This is a genomic window from Fulverythrobacter fulvus (genome assembly GCF_037154085.1).
Classification (GTDB): domain Bacteria; phylum Pseudomonadota; class Alphaproteobacteria; order Sphingomonadales; family Sphingomonadaceae; genus Andeanibacterium; species Andeanibacterium fulvum.
The window spans coordinates 56,188-72,445 of record NZ_JBANRM010000004.1 but is presented as its reverse complement, the minus strand read 5'-3'; the positions used below and the strand labels follow the sequence as shown (position 1 = coordinate 72,445).

Annotated in this window: 15 protein-coding genes; 7 read left to right on the top strand and 8 right to left on the bottom strand. The window is 64.6% G+C overall.

The features are described from left to right. Positions 1-12: 12 nt before the first annotated feature. From WFP36_RS12525 to WFP36_RS12500, 6 genes are all read right to left on the bottom strand, one after another. Positions 13-1,011 (bottom strand): SDR family NAD(P)-dependent oxidoreductase, encoded by a 999-nt coding sequence (locus tag WFP36_RS12525; protein ID WP_336980850.1) that lies wholly within the window; start codon positions 1,009-1,011, stop codon positions 13-15. 23 nt (positions 1,012-1,034) lie between these two features. After that, positions 1,035-2,636 carry a GMC family oxidoreductase gene (locus WFP36_RS12520; RefSeq protein ID WP_336980849.1) on the bottom strand — a complete coding sequence of 534 codons (1,602 nt, stop codon included), beginning with the start codon at positions 2,634-2,636 and terminating at the stop codon, positions 1,035-1,037. 4 nt (positions 2,637-2,640) lie between these two features. Further along, complete coding sequence (locus WFP36_RS12515; protein ID WP_336980848.1) at positions 2,641-3,090, bottom strand: DUF3237 domain-containing protein; 450 nt, start codon at positions 3,088-3,090, stop codon at positions 2,641-2,643. Further along, on the bottom strand, positions 3,090-3,518 hold the full coding sequence (locus WFP36_RS12510; RefSeq protein ID WP_336980847.1) for a DUF3237 family protein: 429 nt from the start codon (positions 3,516-3,518) through the stop codon (positions 3,090-3,092). The genes WFP36_RS12515 and WFP36_RS12510 overlap by 1 nt, the downstream gene beginning before the upstream one ends. Continuing rightward, positions 3,518-4,984, bottom strand: coding sequence for an aldehyde dehydrogenase family protein (locus WFP36_RS12505; RefSeq protein WP_336980846.1), 1,467 nt, complete (start codon positions 4,982-4,984; stop codon positions 3,518-3,520). The genes WFP36_RS12510 and WFP36_RS12505 overlap by 1 nt, the downstream gene beginning before the upstream one ends. Positions 4,985-5,078: 94 nt before the next feature. Beyond that, positions 5,079-5,540, bottom strand: coding sequence for a nuclear transport factor 2 family protein (locus tag WFP36_RS12500; RefSeq protein WP_336980845.1), 462 nt, complete (start codon positions 5,538-5,540; stop codon positions 5,079-5,081). A gap of 132 nt (positions 5,541-5,672) precedes the next feature. On the opposite strand from WFP36_RS12500, the gene WFP36_RS12495 reads away from it, so the two are divergent. The 4 genes from WFP36_RS12495 (at position 5,673) to WFP36_RS12480 (ending at position 10,961) form a co-directional block, all read left to right on the top strand. Continuing rightward, a complete protein-coding gene (locus WFP36_RS12495) occupies positions 5,673-6,599 on the top strand; it encodes a helix-turn-helix domain-containing protein (protein ID WP_336980844.1) in 927 nt (308 codons plus the stop codon). A 114-nt stretch (positions 6,600-6,713) separates the two neighbouring features. Continuing rightward, on the top strand, positions 6,714-8,036 hold the full coding sequence (locus tag WFP36_RS12490; protein WP_336980843.1) for an MFS transporter: 1,323 nt from the start codon (positions 6,714-6,716) through the stop codon (positions 8,034-8,036). Beyond that, positions 8,033-10,096 carry a PQQ-dependent dehydrogenase, methanol/ethanol family gene (locus WFP36_RS12485; protein ID WP_336980842.1) on the top strand — a complete coding sequence of 688 codons (2,064 nt, stop codon included), beginning with the start codon at positions 8,033-8,035 and terminating at the stop codon, positions 10,094-10,096. The genes WFP36_RS12490 and WFP36_RS12485 overlap by 4 nt, the downstream gene beginning before the upstream one ends. Positions 10,097-10,178: 82 nt before the next feature. After that, the gene (locus WFP36_RS12480) at positions 10,179-10,961 is read left to right on the top strand and encodes a COG4705 family protein (protein WP_419716635.1); all 783 of its coding nucleotides are present in this window, start codon (positions 10,179-10,181) and stop codon (positions 10,959-10,961) included. Positions 10,962-11,009: 48 nt separating this feature from the next. Here the strand turns inward: WFP36_RS12480 and WFP36_RS12475 are convergent, their stop codons facing one another. After that, complete coding sequence (locus tag WFP36_RS12475) at positions 11,010-11,627, bottom strand: nuclear transport factor 2 family protein (RefSeq protein WP_336980840.1); 618 nt, start codon at positions 11,625-11,627, stop codon at positions 11,010-11,012. A 176-nt stretch (positions 11,628-11,803) separates the two neighbouring features. On the opposite strand from WFP36_RS12475, the gene WFP36_RS12470 reads away from it, so the two are divergent. From WFP36_RS12470 to WFP36_RS12460, 3 genes are all read left to right on the top strand, one after another. Continuing rightward, entirely contained in the window at positions 11,804-13,036 is a 1,233-nt protein-coding gene (locus WFP36_RS12470; protein WP_336980839.1) for a flavin-dependent oxidoreductase, read from the top strand. Positions 13,037-13,038: 2 nt separating this feature from the next. After that, the gene (locus WFP36_RS12465; RefSeq protein ID WP_336980838.1) at positions 13,039-13,593 is read left to right on the top strand and encodes a MarR family winged helix-turn-helix transcriptional regulator; all 555 of its coding nucleotides are present in this window, start codon (positions 13,039-13,041) and stop codon (positions 13,591-13,593) included. A gap of 123 nt (positions 13,594-13,716) precedes the next feature. Beyond that, positions 13,717-15,159: a hypothetical protein gene (locus WFP36_RS12460; RefSeq protein ID WP_336980837.1), complete on the top strand. Its 1,443-nt coding sequence runs from the start codon at positions 13,717-13,719 to the stop codon at positions 15,157-15,159. A gap of 72 nt (positions 15,160-15,231) precedes the next feature. On the opposite strand, the gene WFP36_RS12455 is transcribed toward WFP36_RS12460, so the two are convergent. Continuing rightward, positions 15,232-15,951 carry a GntR family transcriptional regulator gene (locus WFP36_RS12455; protein WP_336980836.1) on the bottom strand — a complete coding sequence of 240 codons (720 nt, stop codon included), beginning with the start codon at positions 15,949-15,951 and terminating at the stop codon, positions 15,232-15,234. Between the last annotated feature and the right edge of the window lie 307 nt (positions 15,952-16,258).

Sequence of the window (16,258 nt, the reverse complement as noted above, 5' to 3'; positions counted from 1 at the left end):
TGCGCCCGCGGCCTAACGTCGGTCGATCGGCTTCCAGACTTCGACAGACTCGCCCTGGGCAATCCGGCCGAACGCATCGAGCACCTCTTGCGGCGGCGCACCTGCCTGGATGTGAAGATCGGGCGCGATCATCCACGAGGCATCCCGCTGCGGCAGCGTCTCCAGTGCTGCGGCCAGCCCCGGGTGCGTCCATGCCATTGCGCCATTGTCGATCGCAGTTTCGGCACTCATGCTCTGGAACAGGTAGATGCGGTCTCCATCCACGCCGAAGACGCGGCCGGTGAAGCGGCAATCGGGGGAGGCGAGATAAAGCATCAGGCGCGAGACATTTTCCGGCGCCATTCGGTCCAGCCCGGTCTCCGGCACTTTCATGATCTCGTCGAGGATGGGGATGGCATCGCTCATGCGCGAACGGGCCATGGGGGCCAGCGCGTTCACCCGCACGCCCAGATGGCAAAGTTCCGTGCCGGCGGCCATGGTCAGCGCGGCGACCCCGGCTTTGGATACGACATAGGAGATAGCGCCCGGTGGCGGGTTCGTCCCAGCAGGGGACGAGGTATTGATGACCGCGCGGCCCAGTTCCGGCCCCTGTGTCTCCCAATAGCGGGCCGCCCAATGAAGCATGGCGGCGGTGCCGGTGAGGTTGACTTCCATAACCCGTTGCCAGTTCTCGCCGGTTTCGGTGGCGATGGAATCGTAGCAGGTGATGCCGGCATTATTGACCACGATGTCCAGTCGCCCGAACTCCGCGACGGCGCGTTCGACCAGAGCTCGCGGGCTGTCCCAACTGCCTATATCGCTTGTGTCCGCGAGGGCACGGCCGCCTATCGCCTTGATTTCGCTCGCGACGCTGTCTGCTGGCGCTTCGTCCTTTCCGCCTCCGGTGATGGCCGTGCCGGCATCGTTGACCAGCACTGCCGCGCCTTCGTTTGCCAGGGCCAGCGCGTGGCAGCGTCCGATCCCGCGCCCTGCGCCGGTTACGATGGCGACCTTGCCCTCAAGCATACCCATGACGCCCTTCTCCCCTTGGCCGCTTACCGAATTGCCTTGATGAAATCGGCTGCCCGTTCCGCAACCATGATAACCGGCAGATTGGTGTTCCCGCCCGGCAGGCACGGGAAGATGGATGCGTCGGCAACGCGCAAACCTTCCACGCCTCTCACGCGCAATTGGCCATCCAGCACCGCGCGCTCGTCACCGCCCATGCGGCAGGTGCCGGAGGGGTGATAGGCGGTGGCGGCAGTGGCGCGGACATAATCGAGCACTTCCTCGTCGCTCTCGGGCGAGCGTTCCGGCCGCCTGATCGCACCGGTCACTTCGGCCAGAGCCGGTTGGGAAAGGAGGCTGCGCAAGGTGCGATATCCGCGCACCATTTCCGCCCGATCCTCCTCCGCTGAAAGCAGATTGAAGCGAATGCGGGGATGGGCGCGCGGATCGGGCGCCGCCAGTTTCAGCCAGCCCCGGCTCGCCGGATAGTTCAGCGACCACATGGCTCCCATGCGCGGCCCGAAAGGCCGGGCGATGCCAGGGAACCAGACGCGCGATTCCATCGCCAGCGGGATCAGCAGGATATGCAGGTCCACATGATCGGGGTCCGCACCGGTCGCGACATTGGCGGAGATTGCCAGCGGCGGCGCACCGAACGGGCTGTTCCGCCGCAGAAGCCAGCGCAGGCCGGACATCATCAGCCGGTCCAGCCGCAACTGCTTTTCGAAGGCGAGCGAGGGGGCAAGATCGAACTCCATCCCCGTCCCGGGATGGTCCATCAGATTACCGCCTACATCGGGGCTGTCGCACAGCACCGGAATTCCGATTCCCGCCAGATCCCCTGCCGGGCCGATGCCGGAGAGCAGCAGCAATTGCGGCGAATTGATTGCGCCGCCGCACAGGATCACTTCCCGTGCGGCACTGGCCTGCTTTTCTTCGCTATCTTGCAGCCATGCCAGCCCTGTCGCTCGCCGTTCGTCGAACAGAACCTGCGTGGCCAGTGCGTGAGTGCGCACTTCCAGATTGGGGCGAGACAGGGCGGGCCTTAGATAGGCGTCGGCGGCGCTGTGGCGGCGCCCGTCGCGGATGGTGAAATCGGGCATGCCGAAACCGTCCGTCCGCTCACCGTTGAAATCCATCGTAATGGGAAAGCCCATGGCGCGGGCGGCTTCCACCGCATTGGCCATCAGCGGGCTGGGTGCGGGATGCGGCTGCACGCATAGCGGGCCGCTGCCGCCATGTAACGGCGTGTCGCCGCGCCAATGGCTTTCCAGCTTGCGGAAATAGGGCAGCACATCGTCCCAGCCCCAGCCGGGCAGGCCCGCATCGCGCCAGCCGTCATAGTCGCGGCGGTGACCACGAATGGCCATCATCCCGTTGAGCGACGACGTGCCCCCCAGCATCCGCCCACGCGCCACTGGCAGGCGGCGTCCGCCCAGTTCGGGCTCTTCCTCGGAGAAGAAGCCCCAGGTCAGATCGGGATTGGGCCACAGCTTGGAGACGGCGAGGGGGATTTGCACGTCCATCCGCCGGTCGCTGCCCCCCGCTTCCAGCAGCAGCACCCGGCAGGACGGGTCTTCGCTCAGGCGATTGGCGATCACGCATCCGGCGGAACCGGCGCCGACGACGATATAGTCGAACTGTTCCATCGGCTCAGACCACCTTCCAGAAGCGGAACAGCGAGCCGTTGGGGTTGCGTTGGCCCACGCCGACGAAGATCGTGCGGTTGAGCCAGTCATAGGGCCCGGCGGGAGCTTCGAAGCGCGGGGTCATGCGCATGTAATAGCTCGCCGGATCGACCGGCTCGCGCGCCAGCAGCTTCCGCACCACTTCGGGCGGGGCATGGCGGATGCCGGTGCTGCGCTTGAGGATGAAGGCGCCGTCATCGGTTTCCAGCAGATATTGGGATTCGAAGCGGCCGTTCCCGTCTTCCTGAACCAGCGGGAAATCGCCGCCGCTGCCCGGCACGATCCGCCCGGAAATTCCGGGGCCCTGGAAAGTGCCTTCCTCGATTAGCACCGCACCGCGCGTATAGCCGTCCATCTGGATATGCATGCGCGGGCCGAGCGTGAGCTGCATTTCGAGTGCGAGTTCCAGCCGCATCAGACGATCCTGTGAATGGCGAGGGTTGTGCCGCCAGCTTCGCGTTCGGCGACATAGGCAGCGCCAGCGAGATGGGCGAGCGGGCCGTCGACCTCTCCCTCGAACAGCAGGGTCAGGCGGGTGCCCGTGAAATCGCCGTCCGTGGTGAGATATCCAGTGCCGAAAGCGCGGGCGAGCGCGCCAGCGGCTTCGATGTAATAGCTTGCTTCCACCACGGTCACGCCGTCGGCACGAGCGAAGCGGGTTTCGCCGCCGCCGGCTATGCGTGCTTCCAGCCCTTCGCCGGACAGGTGCCCACCAGTAACAGGCCAATGGCTGCGTACGCCACCGATAGGCAGTTGTCCGACCTCGAGCGAGGGGCCGAAGTCCACTGCCAGTCTGAAGGCCGGGACCAGGCCGGGCATGGGGGCTGCGGATTCCTGTGCCATCAATACACCATCGTCACGGATTTCAGCTCCGTATAGGCTTCAACCCCGGCTCGGCCATTCTCGCGCCCGAAGCCGGACTGCTTCACGCCCCCCACCGGCATGGAAAAGTCGTTCCCCCCGCCCGAATTGATCCGCACCGTGCCTGCCCGCAACCGGTCGATCAGGCCAAGCGCCTTGGCAAGGTCGCGCGTCCATACATACGAAGCGAGGCCATAGGAGGTGTCGTTGGCCAGCGCCGCGATCTCGTCGAGGTCGCCCGTCTCGAAAGTGGCGACGCACAATACGGGGCCGAAGATTTCTTCCTCCACAGCGGCCATCCGGGCAGAAACCTCCGTAAGGATGGTCGGGCGGAAGAAATGGCCCTTGCCTGAAAGAGCACCGCCTGCCGCCAGCGTCGCGCCTTCGGCCTGCGCGCTTTCCACGAAGCCGGAAACCCGGCCATGCTGGGCGGCGGAGATCAGCGGGCCAAGCCGTGTCTCGGGATCGCCTGCAGCACCGATTGCCATGCCTGCTCCGATGGTGGCGATCCGCTCCACCAATTCGCCTGCCACGCTGGCATGGACGAGCAGGCGCGATCCTGCCGAGCAGGTCTGGCCGGTATTGAAGAAAATGCTCGTGCTGATCCCGCGTGCCGCGGCATCCAGATCGGCATCGGGCAGCACGATCACGGGCGATTTTCCGCCCAGTTCCACGGTGCAGCGCTTGATCTGCCGTCCGCAGCTCTCCGCGATCCGCCGCCCGGTGAGAGTGGAGCCGGTGAAGGAGATCTTGGCGACATCGGGATGGTCCACCAGCGCCGCGCCCGCTTCTGCGCCCAGACCGGTTACCACGTTGAAATAGCCTGCCGGAACGCCGCATTCGCTTGCCAGTTCCGCCAGCCGAAGCGTTGAAACGGATGTCTGCTCGGCGGGTTTCAGTACCACCGCGCAGCCTGCGGCGAGAGCGGGGCCGATCTTGCAGGCAGCGCCCATCAGCGGATAGTTCCACGGCACGATCTGGCCCACTACGCCTACCGGTTCGCGCCGGGCATGGCCGTGCCAATTGCCGGGCGCGGAAAGCTCCATCGTCTCTCCGGTCAGCTTGGTTGCCCAGCCCGCGAAATAACGCAGGGCGGCAATCGCGCCGGGCACGTCCACGATCCGCGCGTTGAAGATCGGCTTGCCCGCGTCGAGCGATTCAAGCCGGGCGAATTCCTCTGCCCGTGCTTCAAGCGCATCGGCCAGCTTCAGCAGGGCGCCTTGCCGCTGGGCGGGCGTCCAGCGCGGGGTTCCCGGCGAATACATTGCCCGATGGGCGGCAGTGACGGCGGCATCGATATCCTCCGCTTTGCCGGCAGCGATTTCGCCCACGGCCTCGCCGGTGGAAGGGTCTTCCACCGGGATGGTCGCCCCGCTCGATGGCTGAGCCCATTCCCCGCCGATATGGTGGCGGGCAGGAGGCAAGTCGGGCAGGGCAGTCTGGCTCATCGTGAATCCTTTCACGATCCGGCTAACACCAGCGGCCCGCGCCGACTTGCCTGTCTGCGTTGGTTCGGGACTGAAAGCGCAGCCGCCGTTTTCGTCAGCCGCGCGCCTCGAACCGTTCCAGGACCTTGCCTGCCCAGCCCATGATATCCTTGGCGGCGATCTTCCATTCCCCATCGACCTTCACCACTTCGTCGCGCACATGACCGCACCAGTGCAGGATCGGGTGTTCGGGTGGGCGGTTGATGGTGGCCCAGGCGTAGCTGCGCACTACCCAGCGAGCGGGCCGCCCTTGCGGATCGGGTTCGAACAGAAACTGGGCCATCTGGTGCTGGTGTCCGGGGAAGTCCGGCCGGTCATGGAACTTCAGCACCAGCTTGCGGATCTCGTCGCGCCCCTTGCGCACTTCCAGTTCGCCGGAGGATGTCTCTTCCGTCGCTTCGGCATCCTCGGTGAAGAGATCGCAATATCCGTCTGTATCGCCGGTATCGAGCGCCCAGCTATAACGGGCGTAAAGCTGCCTGATCGCCAGTTCGTCTTCCACTGCGATGAGTGCCATGGTCGTGTGATCCTCTCATTTCGGGGCGCCGCCTCTTCTGGACAGCATGCCCGCCGCCAATTAGTTCTGCCGAAACGGCCATAAACACAAGCGGGTCGGGCAAGACCCCTGCGTGGCCGGCGGAGAGCCAGGATGCTGAAGGTTTTTTCCACCCGGGCGGGCAGCCGCCTCGAACGCAGCCGGCAATGGCTGGCCTTCACCGGCGCGGACCGGGTGGAGATCGATGACGACCGCGAGGCATCCATCCGGGGCAGCGACTTCGGCCCGGTACGACTGTGCCAGGCCTCGCTCGGCCGCCACCGCATCGCGCAGGCCCCCCGGTTCGACCGAGAGGGAGAAGAGGCCGCACTGAAGTTCTTTTTCCAGGAGGAAGGCAGCACCCGCCTGCGGCAGCACGGGCGCGAGATCGAGATTCGTCCGGGCCAGTGGTGTGCCTTGCGCAAGGACCTGCCTTACGAGTTCGAGGCACCCGGTCATTCGCGGCAGTTGACGATCACTCTGCCCTGCGAGGCCCTGGCCGCCCCGCGCCCCGGCTTCCAGTGGTGGGGCCTGCCGCGCAGCTATCGGTCAGGCGCGGTGCAGGTGCTGCACGCCACGGCATCTGCGGCAGTGATGACCGGCGCGGAACTGAGCGGCCATGAAAGCGATCTGATCGGCAGGCAAGTGGTGCAATTGCTGGAACTCGCCGTGCGCGCGGGCGACAGGGCCCTGCCGCCGGACATGAAGGAAAGGCGCCGCGCGGCCGCGCTGGATTTCATCGAGCGCAACCTGGCGGACCCGGCCCTTGGCGTACCGCTGATCGCCCATGCACTGGGCTGTTCCAGCCGCACTCTGCACAAATTGTTCGAAGGCGAGGCGAACACGGTCGCCCGGATCATCTGGAACCGCCGGCTGGACCGCTGTCGCAGCGAGTTGACCGATCCGGCCTTCGCCGCCCGTTCCATCACGGAAATCGCGCATTACTGGGGTTTCAGCGATTCCCAGCATTTCAGCCGCGCCTTCAAGGCCCGCTTCGGCCGCACCCCGCGCGAATGTCGCGCGCTGGCCGTGCTGCACTGAGTTTCGCTGCCACGCGCACTTCTGCGCTTGCAGGCACGTTCGCCCGCGGTGTTGCCGCTAGAAACGGGAGAAACGCCCGCCATTCGAGCGCGGCCCGATCCTTGGGGGAATGCAGTGACGCAACGTGACCGTGCAGTGGCCCTGTTGCTGCTCGCCTCGCTCAATGCCTTCGGCTTTATCGACCGCGTGGTCGTTGCGCTGGTGGCGGAGAAGATCAAGGCGGAGTTTCTGGTCAGCGATTTCCAGATCGGCCTGCTGGGCGGCACGGCCTTTGCCGTTGTGAACGCGCTGGCCAGCGTCCCTGTGGCTCGCATGGCGGAACGCTATCGCCGCTCCACAATTTCCGCAGCCTTCCTGCTGATCGGATCGGCCTTCACCGCGATCATGGCGCTCACGGTGAATTTCGGCCAGCTGCTCGCCGCGCGGCTGGGCATGGCAGTGGGCAGCGCGGCCACGGAAGCACCGCCCCATTCGATGATTTCCGACATGTATCCGCCGGAAAAGCGGGCATCGGCTATTTCCATCTTCATGCTCGGCGTGCCGGTTGCTTCGCTGCTCGGATCGTTTCTGGGTGGCGCGATTGCCGAGCATTACGATTGGCGTTCTACCTTCCTGTTCTTCGGTGTGGCCGGCGGGGCGATCTCGTTGCTGTGCTTCCTGTTCCTGAAGGAACCGGTACGGGCCACGGTGGCGCCCGCGCTCGAGGCTGGCGGCAGGCCGGGCACATGGCAGGTATTCACCGGGATGATGGGCAGTTCCACGATCCGCTTCCTGCTGGTGGGCGTGACCTGCATCAGCCTGGGCAGCTTCGGAGTGAACACGTTCCTGCCTGCCTTCTTCTCGCGCAGCTACGGGCTGGACGCGGCACAGGCGGGGCTGGTCTTCGGCACCATTTCCGGCATTGCCTCGCTGGTTGGGACCTTGCTGGGTGGCTTTGCCAGTGAGCATTTCGCCCGGCGGGATCAGCGCTGGCTGCTGGGCTTTCCCGCGCTTGGGTCGCTGATCGGTGCGCCCCTGTTCGTGGTGGGGCTGGTCAGTGGGCAACTGGCTATCGCCATTCCGGTGATGCTGGTGGGATCGTTCTTCTTCTACACAGCCATGGGGCCGGCCATCGCCACCTTGCACGGCAATCTCGATTCCTGGAGCCGGGCGACCGGATCGGCCATTTTCCTGCTGATCGTCCATCTTGTGGGGCAAGGCGTGGGCCCGCCGCTGGTCGGCACGGTCAGCGATACGGCATCCTCCATGATCTATGGCGGGGACTTTGCCGCCCAATGTGCGGGCGCGGCGGGGCAGGTGCCGGGATCGGCCTGCGCGGCGGCCTCGGCTGGCGGGTTGCAGATGGCCATCGGCACTTTCGCCATGTTCTTCGCATTGGGCGGGGTGGCGCTATTCCTTGCCGCTCGGGCGCGGCACCGGGCTGAAGCGACGGTATGAAGCACCTGCTGGCATTGGCGGCTGCCTGCCTGCTGGTGGCTTGCGGCAGCGCCGATGCGGATTGGCCAATGCATGGCCGCACGGCGGAGGCCCAGCGATACTCCCCGCTGGAAGAGATAAATCGGGACAATGTCTCCCGCCTCGACCTTGCGTGGTTCCACGATCTCGGCACGGATCGCGGGCAGGAGGCGACGCCGATCGTGGTGGACGGGCGGATATATCTCGTCAGTGCCTATGATGTCGTGCAGGTGCTCGACGCGCGTAGTGGCAAGCTGCTGTGGAGCTACGATCCCGACATGCGCGAAGCCTCCGCCCGCTCCTGCTGCGGGCCGGTCTCGCGCGGCGTGGCAGTGGCGGATGGCAAGGTTTTCCTCGGAGCATTGGACGGCCACCTGATCGCGCTCGACGCGCAGAGCGGCAAGCCTGTGTGGCAGGTGCAGACTATCGACCAGCCAAGCCCGCCGCCAGAGAATTACAGCATCACCGGCGCGCCGCGCGTGGTGAAGGACATGGTGCTGATCGGCAATGGCGGCGCGGAATTCGGCGCGCGCGGCTATGTCTCGGCCTATGATATCGCCACCGGCAAGCTGCGCTGGCGTTTCTACACCGTGCCCGGAAAGCCCGGTGTGAAGGACGGTGCCGCCTCGGATGAGGTGCTGGCAAAGGCCGCCTCCAGCTGGGCAGGCGAATGGTGGAAATATGGCGGCGGTGGCACCGTGTGGGATGCCATCGAGTACGATCCAGAACTGGACCTTGTCTATATCGGTACCGGGAATGGCTCCCCCTGGAACCATGGCATGCGTTCCGACGGAAAGGGGGACAATCTGTTCCTCAGTTCCATAGTAGCGCTGCATGCCGATACCGGCGAATATGCCTGGCACTTCCAGGAAACTCCGGCGGATACTTGGGATTACACCGCCACGCAGAACATGGTGCTGGCCGATCTGGAGATTGACGGAAAACAGCGCAAGGTGCTGATGCAGGCGCCAAAAAACGGGTTCTTCTATGTGCTGGACCGGCAGACCGGCGAGTTCATTTCCGGCAAGCCCTATGTGAATGTGAACTGGGCCAGCGCGCTGGACCCGAAGACGGGGCGCCCGGTCGAACTGCCCGACGCGCGCTATTACCGCACGGGCAAGGCGCATTTTCAGTTCCCCAGCTCCGGTGGCGGGCACAACTGGCCGCCCATGGCGTTCAGCCCGCGAACCGGGCTGGTCTATATTCCCGCGCAGGATGTGGGCATACCTTTCGCGCCGAACGATGCCGAACGAAAGATCGCGGGCGTCTATACTTCGGGCGTGGCGATGAGCGGCGGCGGCACGATGAGCGAGGCTGACCGCAAGGCGCTCTATGCCGGGATGAAGGGCTATCTGATCGCGTGGGACCCGGTGAAGCAGAAAGCTCGCTGGAAAGTGGATCAGGCAGCGCCGTTCAACGGCGGTGTACTGGCTACTGGCGGCGGACTGGTCTTCGCAGGCAATACTGCGCGCCAGATGGTTGCCTATGATGACGAGACCGGGCGCAAGCTGTGGAGCTTCGATGCGCAGACCGGCATTCTCGCCCCGCCGATCACCTATACGCTGGATGGCACGCAATATGTCGCGGTGATGGCTGGATGGGGCGGCGGCTGGCCACTGACCGGCGGGGTGATGGCGCTTCAGGCAGGCAAGTCCATCGGACCCAACCGGCTGCTCGTCTTTGCGCTGGACGGCGAGGCCAAGCTCCCTCCATTCAACCCGCTGCAGGGGGCGCGTGAACCGATCGTGCAGGCGATGCCCCGAGATGCGGCTGCCGTCGCGCAAGGTGACGGCTTGTTCGGTCGCTTCTGCCTGCGCTGCCATGGCAGCGGCGCGGTCAGTGCGGGTGCCTATCCCGATTTGCGGCTCTCGCCGCTGGTGATGAACGATGCCTTCTTCGACATCCTGCTGGACGGCGCGCTGGCGCCGAATGGAATGCCGGGCTTCAGGGGCAAGCTTACCCGCGCAGATGCGGAAGCGATCCGGGCCTATCTGGCGAAGCGGAGCTATGAGGATTTCGGGCCGGGCGGCGTGGGGCGCTGATCGAGGCGCGAGGGTTTCGGCTGTTATTTTTCCTGAAGAAGCGTAATTTCATGGCCTACCGTGTGCGAGGTTCCTTATGGATTTGTCTGAGCGTTACGGCCTGAGCAAAGTTCCTGCGATCACGCTGGGCTTCTGGATCATCAAGATTTTGGCGACCACTCTTGGTGAAACCGCCGGGGATGCGGTGAGCATGAGCTGGCTTGGCGAGACGACCGCGCAGGCAGGGCAGGGCGGTATCAACGGATATCTGGTCGGCTCCGCGATTTTCCTCACGTCATTAGTCGTGCTGGTTGCTATCCAGATTCGAGCGCGGCGGTTCCATCCCTTTCTGTACTGGTCCACTATCATCGCATCCACAACGGCTGGAACGACGATGGCGGATTTCGCCACGCGGTCTCTGGGTATCGGTTATCCGGGTGGTTCCCTGCTGCTGTTTGCTCTGGTGCTGATTTGTCTGCTCGTCTGGCACCGCGCATTGGGGACTATTTCGGTCCAGAGCGTCCACGAGCCGCGAGCGGAGCTTTATTATTGGCTGACCATCACCTTTTCCCAAACACTGGGCACTGCGCTGGGTGACTGGCTGGCGGATGGACCGCTCGGCTATCTGGGGGCGGCGGCGATATTCGGCAGTGCGCTGGCGATCCTGGCGCTGCTCTATTGGCGCAGCGCAGTCAGTCATGTCGCGCTGTTCTGGGCCGCCTTCATCCTCACACGGCCCTTGGGGGCAACTGTTGGCGATTTCCTGGACAAACCTGTGGCGAAGGGAGGGCTGGATTTCAGCCGTCCGCTGGCTTCAGTCGTGCTGATCACCGCGATCGTGCTGCTGATCGTGCTGATCCCGCAAAGGGCGGAAACGCGGCAGTAAGAGGGGGAATTGGCGCATCGTCGCCCTCCCCGGCACAGCTCGGCGCAATCAGACCTTGTCGTAATGGTATGGCGCGATCACCGGCTCGGGATAGGCTTCATATTCCATTGTCGGTGCACGGTCGGGCTGGAGGCCGTCGATAGAGCGTAGCAGCTTCACACCCCCCTTGTGCCAGCCTTGCTCATATTCGGTGTAGATGTTCATGTAGCCATGCAGCAGCGCGATGCGCCACTGCCCGTCCACGCGCCGATATTGGTTTTCATAGGTCGCCTCGCCCCAGCGGGCCTCAGCACCCAGCGCGCCCACCATCATGAAGCTGCGCCAGCGGCCTTTGGCCGTGCCGGCCTCGCTGTCGATATGGATCACCGGCTGCAGCTGCATGTGGTTGTAGAGCACGCCCCGGCCATAGGGCGGCAGATGATGCAGATAGGCCCGCACCCGTTCCCGCCCGACATAGACGCCGCGCCCGGCCAGTTCGAGTGTGGCATCTTCCGCGAACAGGTCCGCCGCATCGTCCCACCGGCCCTTGTCGACATAATAGCCATAGGCGGCCTGCAGGTTGCAGATATCGACATAGTCGTCCGCCTTGCGGGACCTGGCGGAAAGCGCGGCGAGATCGTTCTTCAGCGCCCGGAGTTCCTCCCGCAAAGCAGCTATATCGTCCATCCTGCATCCTCCTCTCGCCTGATCCTTGGGCCGCCAGTCTAGGTGCCCCGCAGTGCCCCCGCTTGCCTTCGCGCGCAGCTCATCACGAACCGGGCGAGGCGGTTCCGTCAGCATACATCTTTTTCGTTTGACGCGCTCGCGTTCGCACTTATGTTGCTCGCCAAGGGGTATACAATATGCAGAATGTCGTCATCATCGGGGGAGGCATTGGCGGTCTGACGCTTGCCCTGATGCTGGCCGAAACAGGCATTCACGCGCAGGTCTATGAAGCGGCGGCCGAACTGCGGCCGCTGGGTGTGGGGGTCAGCATCCTGCCCCATGCCAGCCGCGAACTTTGCGAGCTGGGCCTTGGCCCGGCGTTGGAGCGGACCGGGATCAGCGCAACCCATTCCTGGTTCTTCAACCGTTTCGGCAATGTCGCCTATCGCGAGGCTCTGGGCACTGCAGCGGGCTTCGATGCGCCGCAGATCCAGATCCATCGCGGCGATCTGCAATCCATCCTGCTCGGTGCGCTGGTCGCCCGGACCGGCACTCGCACAGTGATGACGGGCCATCGCTGCGTGAAGGTGGAACAGGAAGGCAAGACCGCGACGGTCCACTTCATCGACACGGCAGGCCGCGCGCTGCCGCCGGTCAGGGCCGACGCGGTGATCGGCGCGGATGGTATCCATTCCGCCGTGCGCGCGCAGCTCTATCCCGGTGAGGGCAGCCCGATCTATTCGGGCGTCAACATGTGGCGCGGCGTGGCGCGCTGGAAGCCGTTTCTCGACGGCCGCTCCTATGTTCGCGCGGGCTGGCTCAGCCATGGCAAGATGGTGATCTATCCTATCCGCGACGCGATCGACGCGGAAGGCAACCAACTGATCAACTGGGTGGCGGAGATCGAGACGCCTGACCACGCCAGGCAGGACTGGAACCGCCGCGGGCGTCTGGAGGATTTCATCGGCGCCTTCGAGGACTGGCATTTCGACTTCCTCGACGTGCCCGCGCTCATTCGGGCTAGTGAGCGGATTCTCGAATATCCGATGGTCGACAAGGAGCCGTTGCCTCGCTGGAGCTTCGGCCCGGTCACTCTGCTGGGCGATGCGGCGCATCCGATGTATCCGCGCGGCTCGAACGGTGCCGGGCAAGCGATCCTCGATGCGCGCGCGCTGGCGGATGCGCTGGCCCGGCACGGCGAGGTGGAAGAGGCTTTCGCCGCCTATGAGGAATCCCGGCTGGAGGCGACGGCCAATGTCGTGCGCACCAACCGCACCCGGCCGCCCGACGCGATCCTGAAGCTGGTCTATGAACGCAGCGGCGACCGGCCGTTCGAGCGGATCGAGGATATCGTGTCGCCCGAGGAACTCGCCGCCATCAGCACCAACTACCGGGCCGTGTCCGGCCATGACCGCAAGCAGGGCGCCTGATCATGGCCGGCGCGCGCGGAAAAAATACCGGCAAACCCGCCTCCGGCGAGCGTAAGGCCAGCAAGGAAAATCTCGAATTGCGTGAACTGATGCAGCAGCTGCCGCTCTGGCAAAGGCCGGGCTATCTCATCCGCCGCCTGCACCAGCTGCATTATGCCCTGTTCTTCGAGGAGCTGGCCGGATCGGACATTACGCCGGTCCAGTACGGGCTGATGACGATCCTTTCGACCAACCCGGATGCGGACCAGATCGCCATTGCCAACAGCCTTGGGATCGACCGCACCAATGTCGCGGATGTGCTGCGACGCCTGAGCGATGCCGGGCTGGTGGAAAGGCGGCGCAGCGAGAAGGATCGCCGCGCGGTGATTTCTTGTCTTACGGCGCAGGGCGAGGACGTCCTGCGTCAACTCTATCCGGGAATGCTCCGCGCGCAGGAACGCCTGCTGGAGTGCCTGGAACCCGACGAGCGCGATGCTTTCGTGGCCACGCTTGTCAAACTGCTTGAAGCCAATAACAAATTCGGTCGCGCGAGCCTTAAAATATCTCGCCGGCCCTGATCCGAGTGAAACGAGCGTGTGTCCGCAAGAGACACCGCCGGGTGGACGTTATGCCAAGAACCAACATGGACGGCCCTGGGCCGGTACTGGAGATTGCGTGTGCTGTTTACCCCGTCGCACTGGATGTTCCTTGCAATCCTGGTCACGATCCTGCTCACTATTGTCTTTCGCCGCAGCGTCGTCATCGCGGCGATGCTGGGTATTCTGGTACTGGCCGCCATGTCGCCCAATGCGGGCAGCGGGGTGATCGCCCATGCCGTGTTCGCCATGCAGAGCCTGTTCCGGGCGATGCTGCTGGCGGGCAGCGACCTGTTCGACATCATGCTGCTGGTCGCGATCATGCTCGCCATGCTCAAATCCATGGCGGCCGAAGGGGCGGACGAACTGATGATCGCGCCGATGCGCAAGCTGATCGTCGGGCCATGGTCGGCCTTCTTCGTGCTGGCGATCACGGCCTATGTCTGCTCGATCTTCTTCTGGCCTTCTCCCGCGACGGCGCTGGTCGGCACGGTGTTGATCCCGGTGGCGCTGCGCGCGGGTTTGCCCGCCTTGGGGGCGGCTGCGGCAATCAATATCGCAGCCCATGGGATCGCGCTTTCCTCTGACCCGGTTATCCAGGCCGCCACGCGTATCTCGGCCCGTTCCGCCGGGATCGATGCCGCCCCGATCCTCTACTACACGGTCATCTTCTCCGCTGTGACGGGGCTCGTCGCCATGGTGCTGACGGTGATCTTCCTGCGCCGTGACATGCGCCGCAAGCCGCAGGCGCTGGCGGGTGGGGGCATGGTCGTCGCCGGAGGGGATGAAGGTATGGCCGGTGAAGCGGGCGAGGGCGTCGGAGCCGCTATCCCGCCGCATGGGCGCTTCGGCCTTCCGCTGGCGATCCTCACACCTCTGCTGCTGTTCGGCGTCGGCCTGCTCATCATCTACCGCGCGATCGCGCTGCCGGAGAAAGCGATCTATGGCGGCGAGGCGACCGCCTTGCTAGGCGGTGCGGCGATCTGTGTCCTGATCCTGGCCTGCATCGCGCATGACGGGCATCGCGCGATGGAGAGTGTGATCCACCACATCACCGAAGGCTTCACTTTCGCGATCAAGGTGTTTGGGCCGGTCCTGCCGATCGTGGCGTTCTTCCTGCTGGGCGATCCTGCTCATGCGGAGCGGGTTCTGGGGCCGGGCACTCCGGGCTACATGCTCGATTTCGGCCAGTCTGTCGGCCACTATCTCGGCCCGGACAATCCGCTGCTGCCGGTGGGCGTGATGGTGGTGGGCATCCTTTCGGGCATCGACGGCTTCGGCTTTTCGGGCCTCCCGCTGACGGGCAGCGTTGCGGCGGCGCTCACCGGATCGGCATCGACCGACAGCACGGCGCTGCTGGCCAGCCTGGGCCAGATCGGCAGCATCTGGGTGGGTGGCGGCACACTGGCGCCTTGGTCGGGCGTGTGCATCGTGGCGGCGCTGGCCAATGTCCGCCCGGACGAACTGGCGCGGCGCAATTTCGTGCCGGTCATGGCAGGGCTGATCGCCTCTGCCCTGGTGGGCATCGCGCTGATCGTCGCATTCTAAAGGCGAGCGCGAGCAGGAGCGGGCAGCGGCCCGATGCAGGCAGGTTGTTTATTCGATGGCAGGGCGGCCGGATCAGGCCGCCTTGTCTTCCTCGCGATATGTGCCTTCGGGCAGGTTGGCGAGCAGCGCCGCGCCCACTTCGCGCACATGGCCCATGGCCAGGCGCGAGGCCTTGTTCTGATCGCCATCGATCACGGCGGACAGGATGCTGGCATGTTCCTGCCAGGAATGCTTGGCGCGGACAGCCGACTGGGTGGAAAACAGCCAATAGGTCCGATCGCGCAGCGAGCGCATGAATTCCGCCAGATAGCGGTTGCCTGCGGCCTGCCCGAGTTCCGCATGGAAGCGGTCGTTCACGATCTGCAGTTCCGCCAGATCGTCGCGCTCGGCAGCGGCGTTGCCGTCATCCAGCAGCTTGGTCAGCGTTTCGCGAGCCTTGTCGTGGCAGTGGCGCGCGGCATAGCGGGCGCTGATGCCTTCCAGCTCGGCACGCAGGTCGATCGTCTCGGCCAGTTCATTATAGGACATCAGCGGGACGCGCGCACCCTTGCGGGGGCTGATTTCGACCAATCCTTCATTGGACAGGACCTGAAGCGCTTCCCGGATCGGGTTGCGCGACACGCCGAACATTTCCGCAAGCTGCGGCTCGGGCAGCCGGTCGCCCGGCTTGAACTGTCCGGTCAGGATCGCTTCGCGCAGGGCATCGGCAACCACGTTGTTGAGCGACTGCCTGCTCCGGCCGATCTGGCCCCATTCGCTGTGCTGTTCCTGTCCCAAGGCTTGATCGTCCATCTACAGTTCTTCGGTCTGATGCTGGGTGAAGGCCCCAGCCAATGGTTTCATTGCGTTAGATCAAGATCGGCCGAAACTCCACTGTCTTCTGCGCACAATCGACAGGACGAGCGATTCTCTGGTCCGATCTGGCGGGTTAGTGATCGCGTTGCGACACGCTCTGATCCTTGTGCTGGCGGGTTTCAAAATGCGCAGCAAACACATGAAACAAATGGGATAATTTCCAATCGGGCAACCCGGCGCAGAACCTCATTTCGCGCTTGCGAAATCGCTATTGACACCCTGATTGCAAGGTATACTGTGCTTT

Coding starts and splice junctions, on each gene's coding strand:
- WFP36_RS12525 (WP_336980850.1), bottom strand. CDS start 1,011: ATGGGTATGCTTGAGGGCAAGGTCGCCATCGTAACCGGCGCAGGGCGC.
- WFP36_RS12520 (WP_336980849.1), bottom strand. CDS start 2,636: ATGGAACAGTTCGACTATATCGTCGTCGGCGCCGGTTCCGCCGGATGC.
- WFP36_RS12515 (WP_336980848.1), bottom strand. CDS start 3,090: ATGCGGCTGGAACTCGCACTCGAAATGCAGCTCACGCTCGGCCCGCGC.
- WFP36_RS12510 (WP_336980847.1), bottom strand. CDS start 3,518: ATGGCACAGGAATCCGCAGCCCCCATGCCCGGCCTGGTCCCGGCCTTC.
- WFP36_RS12505 (WP_336980846.1), bottom strand. CDS start 4,984: ATGAGCCAGACTGCCCTGCCCGACTTGCCTCCTGCCCGCCACCATATC.
- WFP36_RS12500 (WP_336980845.1), bottom strand. CDS start 5,540: ATGGCACTCATCGCAGTGGAAGACGAACTGGCGATCAGGCAGCTTTAC.
- WFP36_RS12495 (WP_336980844.1), top strand. CDS start 5,673: ATGCTGAAGGTTTTTTCCACCCGGGCGGGCAGCCGCCTCGAACGCAGC.
- WFP36_RS12485 (WP_336980842.1), top strand. CDS start 8,033: ATGAAGCACCTGCTGGCATTGGCGGCTGCCTGCCTGCTGGTGGCTTGC.
- WFP36_RS12475 (WP_336980840.1), bottom strand. CDS start 11,627: ATGGACGATATAGCTGCTTTGCGGGAGGAACTCCGGGCGCTGAAGAAC.
- WFP36_RS12470 (WP_336980839.1), top strand. CDS start 11,804: ATGCAGAATGTCGTCATCATCGGGGGAGGCATTGGCGGTCTGACGCTT.
- WFP36_RS12465 (WP_336980838.1), top strand. CDS start 13,039: ATGGCCGGCGCGCGCGGAAAAAATACCGGCAAACCCGCCTCCGGCGAG.
- WFP36_RS12460 (WP_336980837.1), top strand. CDS start 13,717: ATGTTCCTTGCAATCCTGGTCACGATCCTGCTCACTATTGTCTTTCGC.
- WFP36_RS12455 (WP_336980836.1), bottom strand. CDS start 15,951: ATGGACGATCAAGCCTTGGGACAGGAACAGCACAGCGAATGGGGCCAG.